Source organism: Nocardioides currus, assembly GCF_003057875.1.
GTDB classification, from domain to species: domain Bacteria; phylum Actinomycetota; class Actinomycetes; order Propionibacteriales; family Nocardioidaceae; genus Nocardioides; species Nocardioides currus.
The window spans coordinates 1-14,731 of the sequence record NZ_PYXZ01000003.1 but is presented as its reverse complement, the minus strand read 5'-3'; the positions used below and the strand labels follow the sequence as shown (position 1 = coordinate 14,731).

15 protein-coding genes, 1 tRNA gene and 1 pseudogene are annotated in these 14,731 nt (G+C 71.5%); 10 read left to right on the top strand and 7 right to left on the bottom strand.

Translation table 11 applies throughout. From position 1 onward, the window contains the following. Positions 1-2: 2 nt before the first annotated feature. Complete coding sequence (locus C7S10_RS08855; RefSeq protein WP_108344086.1) at positions 3-707, bottom strand: FhaA domain-containing protein; 705 nt, start codon at positions 705-707, stop codon at positions 3-5. Between the two features lie 256 nt (positions 708-963). On the opposite strand from C7S10_RS08855, the gene C7S10_RS08850 reads away from it, so the two are divergent. Next, a tRNA-Leu gene (locus C7S10_RS08850) sits at positions 964-1,046 on the top strand. A gap of 50 nt (positions 1,047-1,096) precedes the next feature. Here the strand turns inward: C7S10_RS08850 and C7S10_RS08845 are convergent. Then, on the bottom strand, positions 1,097-2,188 hold the full coding sequence (locus C7S10_RS08845; protein ID WP_108344085.1) for a zinc metalloprotease: 1,092 nt from the start codon (positions 2,186-2,188) through the stop codon (positions 1,097-1,099). Between the two features lie 94 nt (positions 2,189-2,282). Between C7S10_RS08845 and C7S10_RS08840 the strand changes: the two genes are divergently transcribed. Genes C7S10_RS08840 through C7S10_RS08830 form a run of 3 tightly spaced genes read left to right on the top strand, consistent with a single transcriptional unit; the run spans position 2,283 to position 4,094 of the window. Further along, positions 2,283-2,918, top strand: coding sequence for a nitroreductase family protein (locus C7S10_RS08840; protein ID WP_108344084.1), 636 nt, complete (start codon positions 2,283-2,285; stop codon positions 2,916-2,918). Then, on the top strand, positions 2,915-3,571 hold the full coding sequence (locus C7S10_RS08835; protein ID WP_133176471.1) for a hypothetical protein: 657 nt from the start codon (positions 2,915-2,917) through the stop codon (positions 3,569-3,571). Before C7S10_RS08840 ends, C7S10_RS08835 begins: the two co-directional genes overlap by 4 nt. A gap of 46 nt (positions 3,572-3,617) precedes the next feature. Further along, positions 3,618-4,094, top strand: coding sequence for a glutathione peroxidase (locus C7S10_RS08830; RefSeq protein WP_108344082.1), 477 nt, complete (start codon positions 3,618-3,620; stop codon positions 4,092-4,094). On the opposite strand, the gene C7S10_RS08825 is transcribed toward C7S10_RS08830, so the two are convergent. Next, positions 4,095-4,382: a GNAT family N-acetyltransferase gene (locus tag C7S10_RS08825; RefSeq protein ID WP_108344081.1), complete on the bottom strand. Its 288-nt coding sequence runs from the start codon at positions 4,380-4,382 to the stop codon at positions 4,095-4,097. It lies immediately after the preceding gene. 56 nt (positions 4,383-4,438) lie between these two features. Here C7S10_RS08825 and C7S10_RS08820 point away from each other — a divergent pair, with 56 nt between their 5' ends. Further along, entirely contained in the window at positions 4,439-5,818 is a 1,380-nt protein-coding gene (locus C7S10_RS08820; RefSeq protein WP_108344080.1) for an NAD-dependent malic enzyme, read from the top strand. A gap of 156 nt (positions 5,819-5,974) precedes the next feature. Beyond that, positions 5,975-6,484, top strand: a complete 510-nt coding sequence (locus C7S10_RS08815; RefSeq protein WP_108344079.1) for a hypothetical protein — start codon at positions 5,975-5,977, stop codon at positions 6,482-6,484. Between the two features lie 88 nt (positions 6,485-6,572). On the opposite strand, the gene C7S10_RS08810 is transcribed toward C7S10_RS08815, so the two are convergent. Next, the gene (locus C7S10_RS08810) at positions 6,573-8,606 is read right to left on the bottom strand and encodes an MMPL family transporter (protein WP_108344078.1); all 2,034 of its coding nucleotides are present in this window, start codon (positions 8,604-8,606) and stop codon (positions 6,573-6,575) included. A gap of 39 nt (positions 8,607-8,645) precedes the next feature. On the opposite strand from C7S10_RS08810, the gene C7S10_RS08805 reads away from it, so the two are divergent. The 3 genes from C7S10_RS08805 to C7S10_RS08795 all read left to right on the top strand — a co-directional run bounded on the left by C7S10_RS08805 (position 8,646) and on the right by C7S10_RS08795 (position 11,129). After that, the gene (locus C7S10_RS08805; protein ID WP_108344077.1) at positions 8,646-9,122 is read left to right on the top strand and encodes a MarR family winged helix-turn-helix transcriptional regulator; all 477 of its coding nucleotides are present in this window, start codon (positions 8,646-8,648) and stop codon (positions 9,120-9,122) included. A gap of 81 nt (positions 9,123-9,203) precedes the next feature. Next, positions 9,204-10,769, top strand: a complete 1,566-nt coding sequence (locus tag C7S10_RS08800) for an MFS transporter (RefSeq protein ID WP_108344076.1) — start codon at positions 9,204-9,206, stop codon at positions 10,767-10,769. 123 nt (positions 10,770-10,892) lie between these two features. Then, complete coding sequence (locus tag C7S10_RS08795; protein WP_108344075.1) at positions 10,893-11,129, top strand: hypothetical protein; 237 nt, start codon at positions 10,893-10,895, stop codon at positions 11,127-11,129. A gap of 22 nt (positions 11,130-11,151) precedes the next feature. Here C7S10_RS08795 and ppgK read toward each other — a convergent pair whose 3' ends face one another. Then, positions 11,152-11,904, bottom strand: a complete 753-nt coding sequence (gene ppgK, locus C7S10_RS08790) for a polyphosphate--glucose phosphotransferase (RefSeq protein ID WP_108344074.1) — start codon at positions 11,902-11,904, stop codon at positions 11,152-11,154. A 104-nt stretch (positions 11,905-12,008) separates the two neighbouring features. On the opposite strand from ppgK, the gene C7S10_RS08785 reads away from it, so the two are divergent. After that, a complete protein-coding gene (locus C7S10_RS08785) occupies positions 12,009-12,779 on the top strand; it encodes a maleylpyruvate isomerase N-terminal domain-containing protein (protein ID WP_108344357.1) in 771 nt (256 codons plus the stop codon). Between the two features lie 84 nt (positions 12,780-12,863). On the opposite strand, the gene C7S10_RS08780 is transcribed toward C7S10_RS08785, so the two are convergent. Both C7S10_RS08780 and C7S10_RS23145 read right to left on the bottom strand, forming a co-directional pair. Next, positions 12,864-14,372 (bottom strand): Ig-like domain-containing protein, encoded by a 1,509-nt coding sequence (locus C7S10_RS08780; RefSeq protein WP_108344073.1) that lies wholly within the window; start codon positions 14,370-14,372, stop codon positions 12,864-12,866. 64 nt (positions 14,373-14,436) lie between these two features. After that, a pseudogene (locus tag C7S10_RS23145) lies at positions 14,437-14,688 on the bottom strand (Ig-like domain-containing protein); the annotation flags it as partial. Between the last annotated feature and the right edge of the window lie 43 nt (positions 14,689-14,731).

The following is a 14,731-nucleotide window of genomic DNA, read 5'->3' as shown; positions in this document are numbered from 1 at the left end:
GCTCACGCCTCCCCGTCGAGGTGGGCGTCGAGGCGCACCGTCATCGTCGTCCGCCCGATCTTCACCTCGGCGCCGTCGCGCAGCACCGCGCGGGGGACCTTGGTGCCGTTGACGAGCATGCCGTTGGTGGAGCCGAGGTCGACGACCTCGAGGTCCTCGCCGTTGACGAGGAACTCGACGTGCTGGCGACTGACGCCCGGGTCGTTGATGCGCAGGTCGGCCTCGGTGCCGCGGCCGACGACGAGGCCGGGCGCGCGCAGCGGATGGCGCGTGCCGTTGACCTCGAGCACGGCGCGCGCCGAGCGGGTGCGGGTGCGCTGGTCGTTGTCGGTGACCTTGGCCTCGGCCTGGCTGCGGATGCGGAACCGGCCGGTGGTGAGGTCGTCGGCGGTCTCGAAGTCCACGCTGACCGGGCCGGTGAAGACGTAGCCCTGCGAGTCCGCGTGGTCCTTGAGCTGGTCGATCAGGTCGCGGCCCATCGCGTCGTCGTAGCCGTGCAGCCGCTCGAGGTCGGTCGCGGAGAGCTCGACGTGGAAGGTGTTGGGCACCAGGCGCCGGTCGCGGCTGAGGATCTGCGCGTTGTTGTCGACCTCGCGCTGCAGGGCCGCGGCGATCTCGACGGGCTGCACGGCGCTGCGGAACGCACGGGCGAAGGCGCCGGAGATCATCTGCTCCAGCTTGTGCTCGAAGCGTTGCAGGGCGTTCACGTCCAGCGCCTCCTCTCTCACTTGTCAGTTCGCGGGTGGGTCGGGCCGGGGCGCGCAGGAGCAACCGTCTGGACGGCGCGGGGTCACGTAGGTGTGCCCGATCGTACTGTCCGGAGCGTGGCTCACTGCTGCGGGAGGGCGGCGCGCCGACGATGTGCCGACGACGCGTCGACGATGCGCCGACGATGCGCCGACCCGGCCGACGAGGCGATTGGGAGGCACGGCGCGGCGTGGGATAGCCTGTCTCCCGCTTCTCGCGCGAGTGGCGGAACGGCAGACGCGCTGGCTTCAGGTGCCAGTGTCCGAAAGGGCGTGGGGGTTCAAATCCCCCCTCGCGCACACACGACGAAGGCCCCGGATCACTCCGGGGCCTTCGTGCATCTCTCAGCTCACTCCCGCATGAAGTCCGGGATGTTCGTGAGGTCGATCGCGGAGTAGCGACCACGGTTGCGGTAGGGCTTGAGGCAGCCGCCCTGCGCGCCCTGGGCCTTGAGCCCGGCGAGGTCGCCGGCCTCGTACCACGCGTGGTAGCCGGTCTCCGACGGCGGACGGTCGCCCGGGTGCATGACCTGGATGTTGTCGGCGAAGTGCTCGAGGCCGAACGCGTGGCCCAGCTCGTGGATCAGCACGAGGCCGTAGGTCTCGGTGGCCGGGTCGTCGAAGGCGAACGGGTACAGACCGGCGTACGCCATGTTCATCGTGACGCCGGGGCGCTTGATCTCGAGGACGACCTTGTTGTTGGACTTGCGGCGCGCGGGCTTCAGCGAGCCGGGGCCGCCGACGCCGACGGCCTGCACGAGGTCGGCGTAGTCGGTCTGGTTGGACCAGGCGATGACCATGTCGGTGCCCTTCTGGAAGGGCTTGCGGTCGATCGGCACGGAGGTGGTGGTGCCCACGTACTTCGTCCTAAAGCCGGTCGCCCGCTCGAGCAGCTCGACGGCCTGCTGGGTGAAGGCGATCGCGGGCTCACCGGCGTAGCCGGGGTTGACGCGGTACTTGATGGTCTTGCAGGGGTCCCACTGGAAGTTGACGCCCTTGTAGTTCATCCGCAGGTAGGACGACTTCGAACCGCGCGGCGTCCACGGCACGGCGATCTTGAACGACTTGGCCTTGAAGACCTTGGCGCGCGAGCCCTTCGACCTCGGTGCGAAGACCCGGACCTTGTGGGCGCCGTACCAGTCGAGGTTGCCCGTGATGGTGAACTTGCCCTTCTTCTTGGTCTTCGCCTTGTCGATGGTGTGCCAGCCGTCGGCCCACTTGATCTGGAGCTGCACCTTGCGTCCCTTGCGGCCGCTGAGCTTGCCCTTGATCGAGTAGCCCTGGGTGCCGGCGACCCATGACGTGGTGCCGTAGCTGACCTTGTCCTTGCCCTTCCTCGGCTTCGCCTCCGCGGGCGAGCCGACGAGCGTGGTGAGCACGAGGGCCAGCACCGCGACGAGGACGATGGAGCCGAAGCGCTTGCGATGGGTCGGTTGTGTCACGGGTCCCCCAGTGGTTGTCGGATTGCCCATGCTCGTTCCACTCACCTGTGGGGCGCAAACCCCTTGTCTCACCGCAGACCCGATACTGGTCGGCATGGCCGGCCCTCCCGACATCGTCCACGCGCCCCGGCCCGGCGCCGAGGGCCTGTCCGAACCGATGCGCTCGCGCTGGAGCACGAGCGTGTACGACGACCAGCACACCCTCACCCGCGACGAGATCGACCGGCTGCTGCACGCTGCGCAGTGGGCGCCGTCGGCCGGCAACTCGCAGCCGTGGGTGTTCTTCGTGTGCGAGCGCGGATCGGCCAACCACGAGCGGCTCGTCGCCCGCCTGAGCCGCGGCAACTCGGGGTGGGTGCCCCGGGCGTCGGTGGTCTTCGTGACCGCCGCCCACGTCAGCACCGGCGCCGACGAGGACGCGCCGGCCTACAGCGACTACGCGCTCTACGACGTCGGCCAGGCCGCCGCCCACCTGACCCTGCAGGCCCGGTCGATGGGGCTGCACTCCCACCAGTTCGCGGGCTTCGACCACGAGGCCCTCGCGGCCGACCTCGACCTGCCGGCCACGCACGTGCTGCTCACCGGGATCGCGATCGGCGTGCGTGGCGACGCGGCCGACGTCGACGAACGCACGGCCGACCGCGACCGCCGCATCCGCGAACGGGTCGGGCTCGACGAGGTGGCGCGGGCCGGCACCTGGACGCAGGCGTGGACGGAGGGCTGGTCGTGAGGGTCTCCCGCTCCAGCTGGCTGCTGATCGGCGTCCTCGTGCTGCTGGTCAACCTGCCGATCGTCTACTCCTCCTTCACCCGCGCCTCCGTAGTCCGCTCCGGCGAGGACGTGGTCGCCCCGGTGACGGAGACGCGCAACCTCGGCACCGAGGCAGAGCCACGGTGGTGGCTGAGCTACCGGCTGCCCCGCGACATCGACCCGGACGGGCGTTCGTGGTCGGCGGAGGTCGACGCAGCGACGTACGACGACGCGGAGCGGGACGACACCGTGGCGGTGCGCGTCATCGCGGGCAAGCCCGCCTCAGCGATCGTCGACGGGGAGGTCCGCCGCTCGACGTACCGCACGGGCACGATCATCGCCGACGTCGTGATCTTCGCGATCCTGCTCCTGCTGTGGCGCGTCCGCTTCCGCCACCGGCGCGAGGTCGAGACCGTCGAGGCGCTCGAGGACGTCGAGCCCGGCCGGATGCACGCGCTCTGGCAGGACCTCGGCGACGGGACGGTGCGCGTCAGCGGCGAGGTGCTCGAGCACGACGAGCACGAGGTCGTCCTGGACCTGGGGGAGAGACTGGTGCGGGTCGTGCTCGACGGCCACACCAACCCGGTCGGCCGGCGGGAGCGGGCCGAGGTGCGGGTCCGCCCGCCCGGATGACCGTCCACACGACCATCCGATCGACCAGCCGCTCCGAAGGACACCCGTGACCACGATCAACGACTTCTCCGCCACCGCCATCGACGGCACCGAGACCGACCTCGCCGACTTCTCCGGCCAGGTCGTGCTCGTCGTCAACACCGCCTCGAAGTGCGGGTTCACCCCGCAGTACAAGGGACTCCAGGAGCTGCAGGACACGTACGGCGAGCGCGGGTTCACCGTCCTCGGCTTCCCGTGCGACCAGTTCGGCAACCAGGAGCCCGGCGCCGAGGACGAGATCGCGGAGTTCTGCGAGCGCAACTTCGGCGTCGACTTCCCGCTCTTCGCCAAGGTCGACGTCAACGGCACGGACGCCCACCCGCTCTTCGCGTGGCTGCGCGGCGAGAAGCGCGGGCTGCTCGGCGGCAAGATCAAGTGGAACTTCACCAAGTTCCTGATCGGCCGCGACGGCGAGGTCATCTCGCGGCACTCCCCGACGACCGACCCGACCAAGCTGGCCGGGGACATCGAGAAGGTCCTGTAGTCAGGCCACCAGGTCGGCGTACTCCTCGTGCCGGTCGATGTAGCCCTTGATGAACGGGCACAGCGGCCGGACCTTCAGGCCACGCTCGCGCAGGGTGTCGAGGGCGTAGACCGCGAGCCGGCTGCCGAGCCCCTGGCCGTCGTACGCCTTCTCGACCACCGTGTGCGGCATCGTGGCGACGCCGTCCTCGACGGAATAGATCGTGAACCCGGCGACCTCGTCGCCGACCAGGATCTCGAAGCGGCCCTCGTCGGGGTTGTCGCGGGTCGTCACGTCGCTGGTAGTCATGCAAATCACCCTAGGTGACTTGCCCGTAACCCTCGCGGGCGACGAGAGTCGTCGCCATGGCCGCCACTGCTTCGTCCTACTCGATCACCATGCGGCTCAACACCGCTCCCGATCACGGCGTCGTCGGCACCGTCGCGACGACCATCGCCGAGGGCGGCGGCATCGTCACCGCGATCGACGTCGCCGAGTCGCGCCACGACAAGCTCGTCGTCGACGTCACCTGCTCGGCCTCCGACCAGACCCACTCCGAGGAGCTGGTCCGCGCGGTCGAGGCCCTCGACGGCGTCGCGGTCCACAAGGTCTCCGACCGCACCTTCCTGCTCCACATCGGCGGAAAGATCAAGGTCGAGTCGAAGGTGCCGCTGCGCACCCGTGACGACCTGTCGCTGGCCTACACGCCCGGCGTCGGCCGCGTCTCGATGGCGATCCACGACAACCCCGAGGACGTTCGCCGGCTGACGATCAAGGGCAACTCGGTCGCCGTGGTCACCGACGGTTCGGCGGTGCTCGGGCTCGGCAACATCGGCCCCGGCGCCGCGCTGCCGGTGATGGAGGGCAAGGCCGCGCTGTTCAAGCGGTTCGCCGACATCGACGCGTGGCCGATCTGCCTGGCCACCCAGGACACCGACGAGATCGTCAAGGCCGTCGAGATGATCGCGCCCGGCTTCGGCGGCATCAACCTCGAGGACATCGCCGCCCCCCGCTGCTTCGAGATCGAGCGCCGGCTGCGCGAGTCGCTCGACATCCCGGTCTTCCACGACGACCAGCACGGCACCGCGATCGTCGTGCTCGCCGCGCTGAAGAACGCCCTGCGCTGCGTGAAGAAGTCGCTGCCCGACGTGCGGATCGTGGTCTCGGGGGCCGGCGCGGCGGGTACGGCGATCGTCACCCTCCTCCTCGCCGCGGGCGCGGTCGACGTGGTGGTCGTGGACCGCGAGGGCGCGCTCTCCGCCGACGACGCCACGCTCTCGCCGTCCCACCAGGAGCTGGCCGGCGCCACCAACCCGCGCCGGGCGGCCGGGTCGCTGCAGGAGGTGCTCGTCGACGCCGACGTCTTCGTCGGCGTGAGCGCGCCGGGCATCCTCACGCCGGAGTGGATCGCCGACATGGCCGACGGTGCAGTGGTCTTCGCCCTCGCCAACCCCGACCCGGAGGTCGACCCGGCCGCGGCCGCGAAGTACGCCGCGGTCGTCGCGAGCGGCCGCTCGGACTACCCCAACCAGATCAACAACGTGCTGGCGTTCCCGGGCGTCTTCCGCGGCCTGCTCGACGCCCGCGCCGAGGACGTCAGCATCGACATGCTGCTGCGTGCCGCCGACGCGATCGCCGCGGTGGTCAGCGACGAGGAGCTCCACGCCTCGTTCATCATCCCGAGCGTGTTCCACCCCGACGTGGCCAAGCGGGTCGCGTCCGCGATCAGCGGCAAGGAAGCCTGAGCGGCGTACGACTTCGTGGGCGAGTTGCGAACTTCTCGGGGCTTGCTTGCTGCTGGAAGTTCGGGTTTCCCCGGCTAGCCGGGGAAACCGTGGAGGGGTTGCGGAGACGTCGTGAAGGCGGACCACGACCCGCGCCGGTCTGACTAGGGTCGCGGCGTGACCCGACCTCCCTCCGTCACCGCCGGCGCGATCCTCGCGGCCATGGCAGCCGGGCTGACGGCCCTGCTCTGGACCGTCATGGACCTCGCGCCGGTCACGCGGGGCACCACGCCACCGCCGCCGGCACGACCCCGCGGCGTGTCGCAGGAGGAGTGGGACCGTGTCCTTGCGAGGGCGGCGGACGCTGACCCGGGGCCGATGACCAATCTCGACCTGTTCGCCTGGCTCGTCCACGCCGGGCTGGTCGCCCTCGCCGTCGCGGTCATCGTGCTCTGGCTCGTCGTTGCCGTCGCCGCGCCCGGCGGCCGCGGGTGGGCGAGGATCCTGGCCCTCACCGCGGCGGGCGGGGCGGTCCTCGCGGTCCCGATCGTGACGGTGGGCAGCGCGCCCGCGGTGGCCGTGGTCGCCTGGACCATGGTCGCCGCCGGGTTGGCGAGCGCCGTACTCCTCGTCCTCCCGGCCTCCGCGGCCTACTTTGCCCCGAGCTCCGAGGCCCCGACTTCGTGAGCGAGTTGTGAACTTCCAGGTGTTTGCATGCCCCGTTAAGTCGGGGTTTCCCCGGCTAGCCGGGGAAACCGAAGAGGCACGGGACGACCTACCCCGACACCCGACGCGGCCACCAGAACCGGTCACCGAGGACGAACGCCAGCGCCGGGACGAGCACGGTCCGCACGACGAGCGTGTCGAGCAGCACGCCGATGCAGATGATCGTGCCGAGCTGCGCGAGCACGACCAGCGGCAGCACGCCGAGCACGGCGAAGACGGCCGCGAGCAGGATCCCCGCACTGGTGATCACCCCGCCGGTGGCCGTCAGCGCGCGCAGCATGCCGCCGCGTGACCCGTGCTCGGCGGCCTCCTCGCGGGCCCGGGTGACGAGGAAGATGTTGTAGTCGACGCCGAGCGCGACCAGGAACAGGAACGCCAGCAGCGGCACGCCGGAGTCGAGGGCCGAGAAGCCGAGCGGTCCGGTGAAGACCCACCAGGCCACGCCCATGCTCGCGGCGTACGTCGCCAGCACGGTCGCCACCAGCAGCAGCGGCGCCACGACGGCGCGCAGCAGGACGAAGAGCGCGCCGAGCACCAGGGCCAGGATCAGGGGCAGGATCAGCAACCGGTCGCGGGCGGCGCCGTCACCCTCGTCGAGCGCGCTGGCCTCCGTGCCGGTGACGTGGGTGTCGTCGAACGACTCCAGCGACGTACGCAACGCCTCGACGGTGCTGCGAGCCTCGTCCGTGCCCGACCCGGCCGAGAGCACGGCGTCGACCTGCGTGATGCCGTCGCCCTGCTGGGTGATGCTCGCGCTCTCGACGCCGTCGGTCTTCTCGACGGCAGCCAGCACCTTCTCGCCGTCGGCCCGCGTCAGCACCTGCGCCGGGTCGGAGACGCCGGCCGGGAACGACTCGGCCAGCCGGTTCGACGCCGCGATCGCCTCGGGCTCGACGAGGAACTGCTCCGACTGGTCGAGGCCGGTGTCGATGCGGAAGACGCCGATCGCCATCACCGCGAGGACGACGACGGTCCCGGCCACGAAGGCCGCCGGACGACGCTCGACCCGGGCGCCGACCTTGTGCCAGAACGAGTCGGTGTCGACCAGCGCGGCCTCGCCGACGTGCGGCACCCGCGGCCAGAACACCCAGCGCCCGAAGAGCACGAGCGCCGCCGGCAGCACGAGCAGCACGAAGGCCGCCGCCACCACGATCCCGATCGCGCACGCCAGGCCCAGGCCGCGCGTCGTCGGCACGACGGACAGCAGCAGCGTCAGCAGTCCCAGGACGACGGTGGTCGCGCTGGACAGGACCGCTTCCGCCGTACGCCGCACGGCGACGCTCATCGCGACGTGCCGCGACTCGTGCGCCCGCAGCTCGTCGCGGTAGCGGGAGATGAGGAGCAGGGCGTAGTCGGTGCCGGCACCGAAGACGAGCACGGACAGGATGCCGACCGTCGACTCGTCCCAGGCAATGTCGACGAGGGCGAGCGACTGGGTGGCGAGCACGGCGGCCAGCCGGTCGGCGACGCCGACGACCGTCAGGGGGATCAGCCAGAGCACGGGGCTGCGGTAGGTCAGCAGCAGCAGCAACGCGACCACGCCGGCCGTGGTCAGCAGCAGGTTGGTGTCGGCGCCGTCGAAGACCGCGGCGAGGTCGGCCTCGACGGCGGCCGGACCGGTGACCTGGCTCGTCACGCCGTCGGGGTCGTCGCCGTCGAGCTGGTCACGCAGCTCGGTGACCTTGTCGGCGTTCTGCGTGGCGGAGCTCGACTCCACGGGCACGATCGCGATGGCGGCCGTGCCGTCCTTCGCCACGACCACGGGGCCGTCCGGCCCGGCGGGTACGGCGCCGAGCTGGTCGGCCTGGCGGCCGAGGTCCGTGATCGCGTCCCGGCCGAGCGTGCCCTCGTCGCTGGTCCAGAGCACGACGGCGGTGGCGGCGCCCTCGTCGGGCAGCGCGTCCCGCAGCTCGGTGCCCTGGGTGCTGTCGAACCCGGCGGGGAGGCTGTCGAGGCTGGTGCGGTCGCGCTCACCCTCCCCGAGCCCGGCGATCAGCGCACCGGCCAGCAGAAGGGGGAGCAGGGCGACCAGCCAGGCGAGTCGTGGGCGCAGGAGCGGTGAGATGGTGGTGTTCGGTGCCATAATAGTTAGACACCTTAGTCGCTAAGTTGGTGAAGTAAAATGTCCGACACCGAAGAATCCGGTCCCGCCACCGCGTTCGCCGCCTCCTGGCGGCAGACCGGGAGCCTCGACGCGCTGCGCGAGTGCACCGATGTGGCCTCGCGGGTGCGCGGGGTCGTGGCTCGTCAGGCCGGTCTCAGCGAGTCCGAGCTGACCGCACTCGAGCACCTCGTCCGCGAGCCCCTCGGTCCGGCCGAGCTGGCGCGCCTGCTCAACGTCACCACCGCCGCGAGCACCGGCATCGTCGACCGCCTCGCCAGCCACGGGCACGTCACCCGCGCCCCGCACGAGCTCGACCGGCGCCGTACGCAGGTGCTCGTGACCCCCTCGGGACGAGAAGAGGTGCTGCAGCGGCTGCTGCCGATGTTCCGGCGGCTCCGCGAGCTCGACGAGGGCTTCGACGAGGCCGAGCGCGCCGTCGTCGAGCGCTACCTCCGCGGCGCCACCGAGGCCTTCCGGGAGGTCACCGGCTCCTGAAAGTCGTGGGGGCGATGTCGAGATCGGCCCTCCCCGTTCGTGGAGTGGGTGACGGCATCCACGAACCCGGAGGAACGACCCATGAGCTTCACCGCCCAGACCCCCGAGGCACCGGCAGCGACCAGGCGCGAGTGGATCGGCCTGGCCGTGCTGACGCTGCCGACCCTGCTGATCTCGATCGACGTGAGCGTCCTGTACGTCGCCCTGCCGACCCTCAGCCGCGAGCTCGGCGCGAGCAGCACCGAGCAGCTGTGGATCCTCGACATCTACTCCTTCCTGCTCGCCGGCCTGCTCGTCACGATGGGCGGGCTGGCCGACCGCATCGGCAGCCGACGCCTGCTGCTCGTCGGTGGGGTGGCCTTCGGGGCGACGTCGGTGCTGGCGGCGTACGCCCAGACCCCCGAGATGCTGATCGCCGCTCGCGCCCTCCTCGGCGTCTCCGGCGCGACCCTGATGCCGAGCACGATGGCGCTGATCCGCCACATGTTCGCCCGGCCCGAGCAGATGGGGCAGGCGATCAGCATCTGGCTCGCGTGCTTCATGGGCGGCATGACGGCCGGCCCCATCGTGGGCGGCGCGCTGCTGGAACGGTTCTGGTGGGGCTCGGCCTTCCTGGTCGGCGTGCCGGTGATGGTGCTGCTCGTCCTGGTGGCGCCGCGGCTGCTGCCCGACTCGCCCCGCAGCGGCGCTCACGCCCTGCCGGACGCCGCGTCGGTGGTGCTGTCGCTCGTCACGATCCTGCCGGGCGTCTACGGACTCAAGGAGCTCGCTCGCGGTGAGCACGTCACCAGCGCCCTCGTGGGCCTGCTCGTCGCCGCCGTCGCCGGCACGGCCTTCGTCCGCCGGCAGCGGCGCATCGAGGACCCGCTCGTCGACCTGGCGCTCTTCGAGGACCGCCGCTTCACCGTCGGCCTCGCCACCTTCCTCGTGACCGGCGTCGTCATGGCCGGGGTGTCGTACGCCGCGGCGATCTACCTGCAGAGCGTCGTCGGTCTCTCCCCGCTGCAGGTCGGCGCGTGGCTGGTCCCGCAGAACCTCGTCATGCTCGCCGGCACCCTGCTCGCGCCCCGCCTCGACCGCCGTCTCGACACGGTCGGCCTCGTGACCGGCGGCCTCGTCGTCGCCGGCTCCGGCCTCCTGCTGCTCGGCCTGCTCGACACCGACTCGCTGGTCCTGCACCTGGTCGCCATGGTGCTCGCGGCCGGCGGGGTCAGCGTGCCGATGTCGCTGGTGATGAACCTCGTGATGGGGGCGACGCCGCCCGAGCGTGCGGGATCGGCCGCGTCCCTGATGGAGACCTGCGGCGAGCTCGGCGTCGCGATGGGCGTCGCGACCCTCGGCACGCTCGTCACGGTCATCTACCGCGCGCTGCTGCCGGGTGCCCTGCCCGCCGGCACCAGTCGCGCCTCCGTCGAGATCGCCACGCAGGGCGTCAGCTCGGCGCCGGCCGCGGCCGCGCAGACGCCGGACCTCGCGGCCCAGGTCGCGTACGCCGCCCAGTCGGCCTTCACCGACGGCTACAACGTCGTCGGGGTGCTCGGCGGGCTCGCGCTGGTCGTGATGGCGGTCGCCACCCGGCGGGTGCTGGGCGAGCGGTCGGCGCCCGTCGCCGGTGAGGACGTCCGGCACGAGCCGGTCGCGGCCTGAGGCAGCGTTGCGCCCCTCCCGTCCTCAAATGTGGCGATGTTCCCGCGCGGGCGGGGTCGACCGGTCATCGGTTTCCTACCGTGCTTCGATCGGGTGGTGTCACCGGCGCGAGGGGGACGGGCAATGACAGGTCGAGGGCTCCACGTCTGCCTCGAGCAGCCGAACGCGCCGGTGCGCGACGCGGACTATCCCGTCGACACGCGGTGGGTGTGCTCGTGCGGCAGCCACTACATGTTCCGCGAGGGCTTCAACCGCGCCGGCCACGTCGGCATGGACTGGTGGGAGGTGCCGCCCGTCGCCATCCCGCGCCAGCGTCGGGCCTCGCTGCGCGAGCGACTGTTCCCGGCTCGCCAGGGCTAGGTGGCAGGGCTGACCGGACCGGTCAGGAGCCCGCGCGCGAGGAGACCAGCGCCGCGCCGATGATGCCGGCCTTGTTGCGCAGCTGCGCGGGCACGATCGGCGTCTCGATGTCGATCAGCGGCAGGAACTGGTCGCTGGACTTGCTGACGCCACCACCCACGACGATCAGGTCGGGGGAGAAGAGGCGCTCGACGGTGCGGTAGTAGGTGGTGAGGCGCTCGGCCCAGACGGGGTAGGACAGCCCCTCGTTCTCGCGCACGCTGTTGGCCGCGCGCGACTCCGCGTCGTGGCCCTCGATCTCGAGGTGGCCGAGCTCGGAGTTGGGCACCAGCACGCCGTCGTGGATGAGCGCGGAGCCGATGCCGGTGCCGAGGGTGGTGACGATGACCAGCCCGCGCTGGCCCTTGGCGGCGCCGTACTCGACCTCGGCCAGCCCGGCGGCGTCCGCGTCGTTGACGACGTGCACCTCGCGGTCGAGGGCGGCGGTGAAGATCGCGTCGGCGTCGGCACCGATCCACGACGGGTCGATGTTGGCGGCCGAGTGGACCACCCCGTGGCGTACGACGGCCGGGACCGTGACGCCGATCGGCGAGTCCGACGAGGGGAACCGCGAGACCAGCTCGGCGAAGACGTCCGCCACGGCCGCCGGGGTGGCCGGCTTGGGGGTCTGGATCTTCTCGCGGTCGCTCGCGAACTCGCCGGCCTTGAGGTCCACGGCCGCGGCCTTGATGCCGGTGCCGCCGAAGTCGATGCCGATCGGGTGCTCTGTGGTCATGGACACAAGCCTGCCCGACGCACGGCCCGCACGGCCACACGGCCACCCGCTGGGCACGAGGAAATTCGTTCGTCGTGGTCCCCGGCGTCTGCCACCGTGGTGCGGTGAGCACCGACCTCGACCTCGCCACGCACCTGGAGGGCCTGCGCGCGGCGATGGTCGCGCTGGTGCGGTGCGCCGACCGGGCCGGGCTCCGGGCGCCGGTGCCCACGACGCCAGACTGGTCCGTACGCCGCCTGGTGGCCCACCAGGGGATGGTGCACCGCTGGGCGGCCGCGGTCGTGACCGGCGCCGACCAGGCCCCGGACCGCTGGCAGCGCGAGGGGCTGGAGGCGCCCGACCCGCTGGAGTGGCTGCGCGACGGGGCCATCGAGGTGGTGGGGGCGATCAGCGCCGCGCCGGACGACCTCGACGCGCTGGTCTTCCTCGCCGACGCCCCGCCACCGCGCCGGTTCTGGGCCCGCCGGCAGTGCCACGAGACCACCATCCATGCCGTCGACGCGCTGGCCGCCTGCCTGGGTCGCCACCCGGTGGCCGCCGATGCCGACTGGGTCACCGAGGAGGTCGCCCTCGACGGGATCGACGAGCTGCTGACCGGGTTCCTGCCGCGCCCCGTGTCGCGGTTGAGGTCCGAGGAGGGGCGCCGCATCGCCGTACGCCCCGAGGGTGGTAGCGGCGGCTGGCTGGTCGAGCTGAGTGCCGCGCCGCCGGTGACGAGCCGGTTCGACGGCGAGACGCCCGACGCCGACCTCGAGCTCACCGGGTCGGCGGTGGCGCTCTACCTGACCCTGTGGAACCGCAGCGACGAGGCGTCACCCGACGACGGTCGCGGCTGGGACGACTGGCGCGACAGCGCGCAGGTCAGGTGGTCCTGACGGATCTCGTGCCCGCAGGAAATGCACCGCCGCCCGGCACTGCCCCGAGGGGCGGTGCCGGGCGGCGGGATCTGCGGGAGTGGATCAGCTGGTGATCTGAACCGACCTGTTGTCGGTCGCGCTGCGCGCCGGGGTCGCTCCGTCGGTCACCGTGAAGACGATCGGGAAGGTCTCCGGGGTGCTGGTGGCCTTGAACGTGACGGTCCGCAGCGCCGCCTGGTAGGCCGCAGGCGACGCGACACCCGTCAGGGTGAGGGTGCCGTTGCTGTAGCTGCCCACGATGCCGTTCTGGTTGACGAACCCGATCACGTCACCCGCCTGTGCGGTGCCGGGGATGCGAACGGTGGCGCCGGAGAACGACGGCCAGTCGGGGTGCGTGAGAGCCAGGTTGGGAGCGATCACGACCGGAGCCGTGCCGATCTTGTAGACCGTGGTCTCGGCACCCACCTCGATGGTCGGGTTGTTCGACGCCCCGTTGTCCGCGACCGGGCTCACCGTCATCGACACGGTGGCGGTGGAGCCGCCGTCGAGCGTGTAGGTGAACGTGCTCGGCGTGTTGAGCGGGGTGAAGTAGTTGGTCGCCGGCTTGTAGGTCAGGCCGGTGCCGCCGCCCGTGATGGTGACCGTGCCGTTGGCCGGCTGGGTCACCGCAGTGATCGTCTTCGGTCCACCGTCGATGTCGGCGTCGTTGGCCAGCACGGGGAGCGTCGTGGCGTTGGAGTCCTCGGACACCGTGTAGGCGTCGTTGACCGCGACCGGGGCGTCGTCGACGGCGGTCACCGTGATGCTGACGGTGGCGGTCGAGCCGCCGTTCAGCGTGTAGGTGAAGCTGTCGGCCCCGTTGTAGTTGGCCGCGGGCCTGTAGGTCAGGCCCGATCCTCCACCGGTGATGACCACCGTGCCGTGGGCCGGGTTGGTGGCCGACATGATCGCCTTCGGGCCGCCGTCGATGTCGGTGTCGTTGGCCAGCACGTTGATCGCCGTGGCGCTGGCGTCCTCGGCGACGGCGGCGGAGTCCGCGACCGCGACGGGGGCGTCGTCGACCGCGCTGACGGTGATGTCGACCGTGGCGCTCGAGCCACCGTTCACCGTGTAGGTGAAGCTGTCGGACCCGGCGTGGTTGGCGTTCGGCCGGTAGCTGACCACGCCGTCGACGAGGGTGACCGTGCCGTGCGCCGCCGCACCGACCGACGCGACGTGCTTCGGGCCGCCGTCGATGTCGGTGTCGTTGGCCAGGACGTCGACCACGGCGGCCGGGTCGTCCTCGGTGACGGTGACCTCGTCGTCGTGGGCGACCGGCTTGTCGTCCACGGCGTTCACGGTCACCGCGACGGTGGCGGTGGCGCCGTCCGTCACGGTGTAGGTGAAGGAGTCGGTGCCGTTGTAGTTGGCGTTGGGCGTGTAGGTGACCACGCCGTCGACCAGGGTGACGGTGCCGTGCTCGGCGTCGCCGACCGCGGTGACCTCGATCGGGTCGCCCTCGACGTCGGTGTCGTTGGCGAGCACGTCGACCTCGGTGGCGTCGGCGTCCTCCTCGATCGTGAGCTCGTCGTCGTTCGCGACGGCCTGGTCGTCGACGGCGTCGACGGTCACCGANGAAGGAGTCGGTGCCGTTGTAGTTGGCGTTGGGCGTGTAGGTGACCACGCCGTCGACCAGGGTGACGGTGCCGTGCTCGGCGTCGCCGACCGCGGTGACCTCGATCGGGTCGCCCTCGACGTCGGTGTCGTTGGCCAGGACCGGGAGCACCGTGGCGTCGGCGTCCTCGTCGAGCGAGAAGGCGTCGTCGTTGGCCACGGCCACGTCGTCGATCCCGTCGACGGTCACGCTCACGGTGGCGGTCGAGCCGCCGTTGAGCTCGTAGGTGAACTCGTCGCTGCCGGCGTAGTCGGCGTCGGGGGCGTACGTCACGACGCCCTCGTCCAGGACGACGGTGCCGTGCTCGGCCTCGCCG

Coding starts and splice junctions, on each gene's coding strand:
- C7S10_RS08840 (WP_108344084.1), top strand. CDS start 2,283: ATGGCCGGCCCTCCCGACATCGTCCACGCGCCCCGGCCCGGCGCCGAG.
- C7S10_RS08825 (WP_108344081.1), bottom strand. CDS start 4,382: ATGACTACCAGCGACGTGACGACCCGCGACAACCCCGACGAGGGCCGC.
- C7S10_RS08820 (WP_108344080.1), top strand. CDS start 4,439: ATGGCCGCCACTGCTTCGTCCTACTCGATCACCATGCGGCTCAACACC.
- C7S10_RS08810 (WP_108344078.1), bottom strand. CDS start 8,606: ATGGCACCGAACACCACCATCTCACCGCTCCTGCGCCCACGACTCGCC.
- C7S10_RS08805 (WP_108344077.1), top strand. CDS start 8,646: ATGTCCGACACCGAAGAATCCGGTCCCGCCACCGCGTTCGCCGCCTCC.
- C7S10_RS08800 (WP_108344076.1), top strand. CDS start 9,204: ATGAGCTTCACCGCCCAGACCCCCGAGGCACCGGCAGCGACCAGGCGC.
- C7S10_RS08795 (WP_108344075.1), top strand. CDS start 10,893: ATGACAGGTCGAGGGCTCCACGTCTGCCTCGAGCAGCCGAACGCGCCG.
- ppgK (WP_108344074.1), bottom strand. CDS start 11,904: ATGACCACAGAGCACCCGATCGGCATCGACTTCGGCGGCACCGGCATC.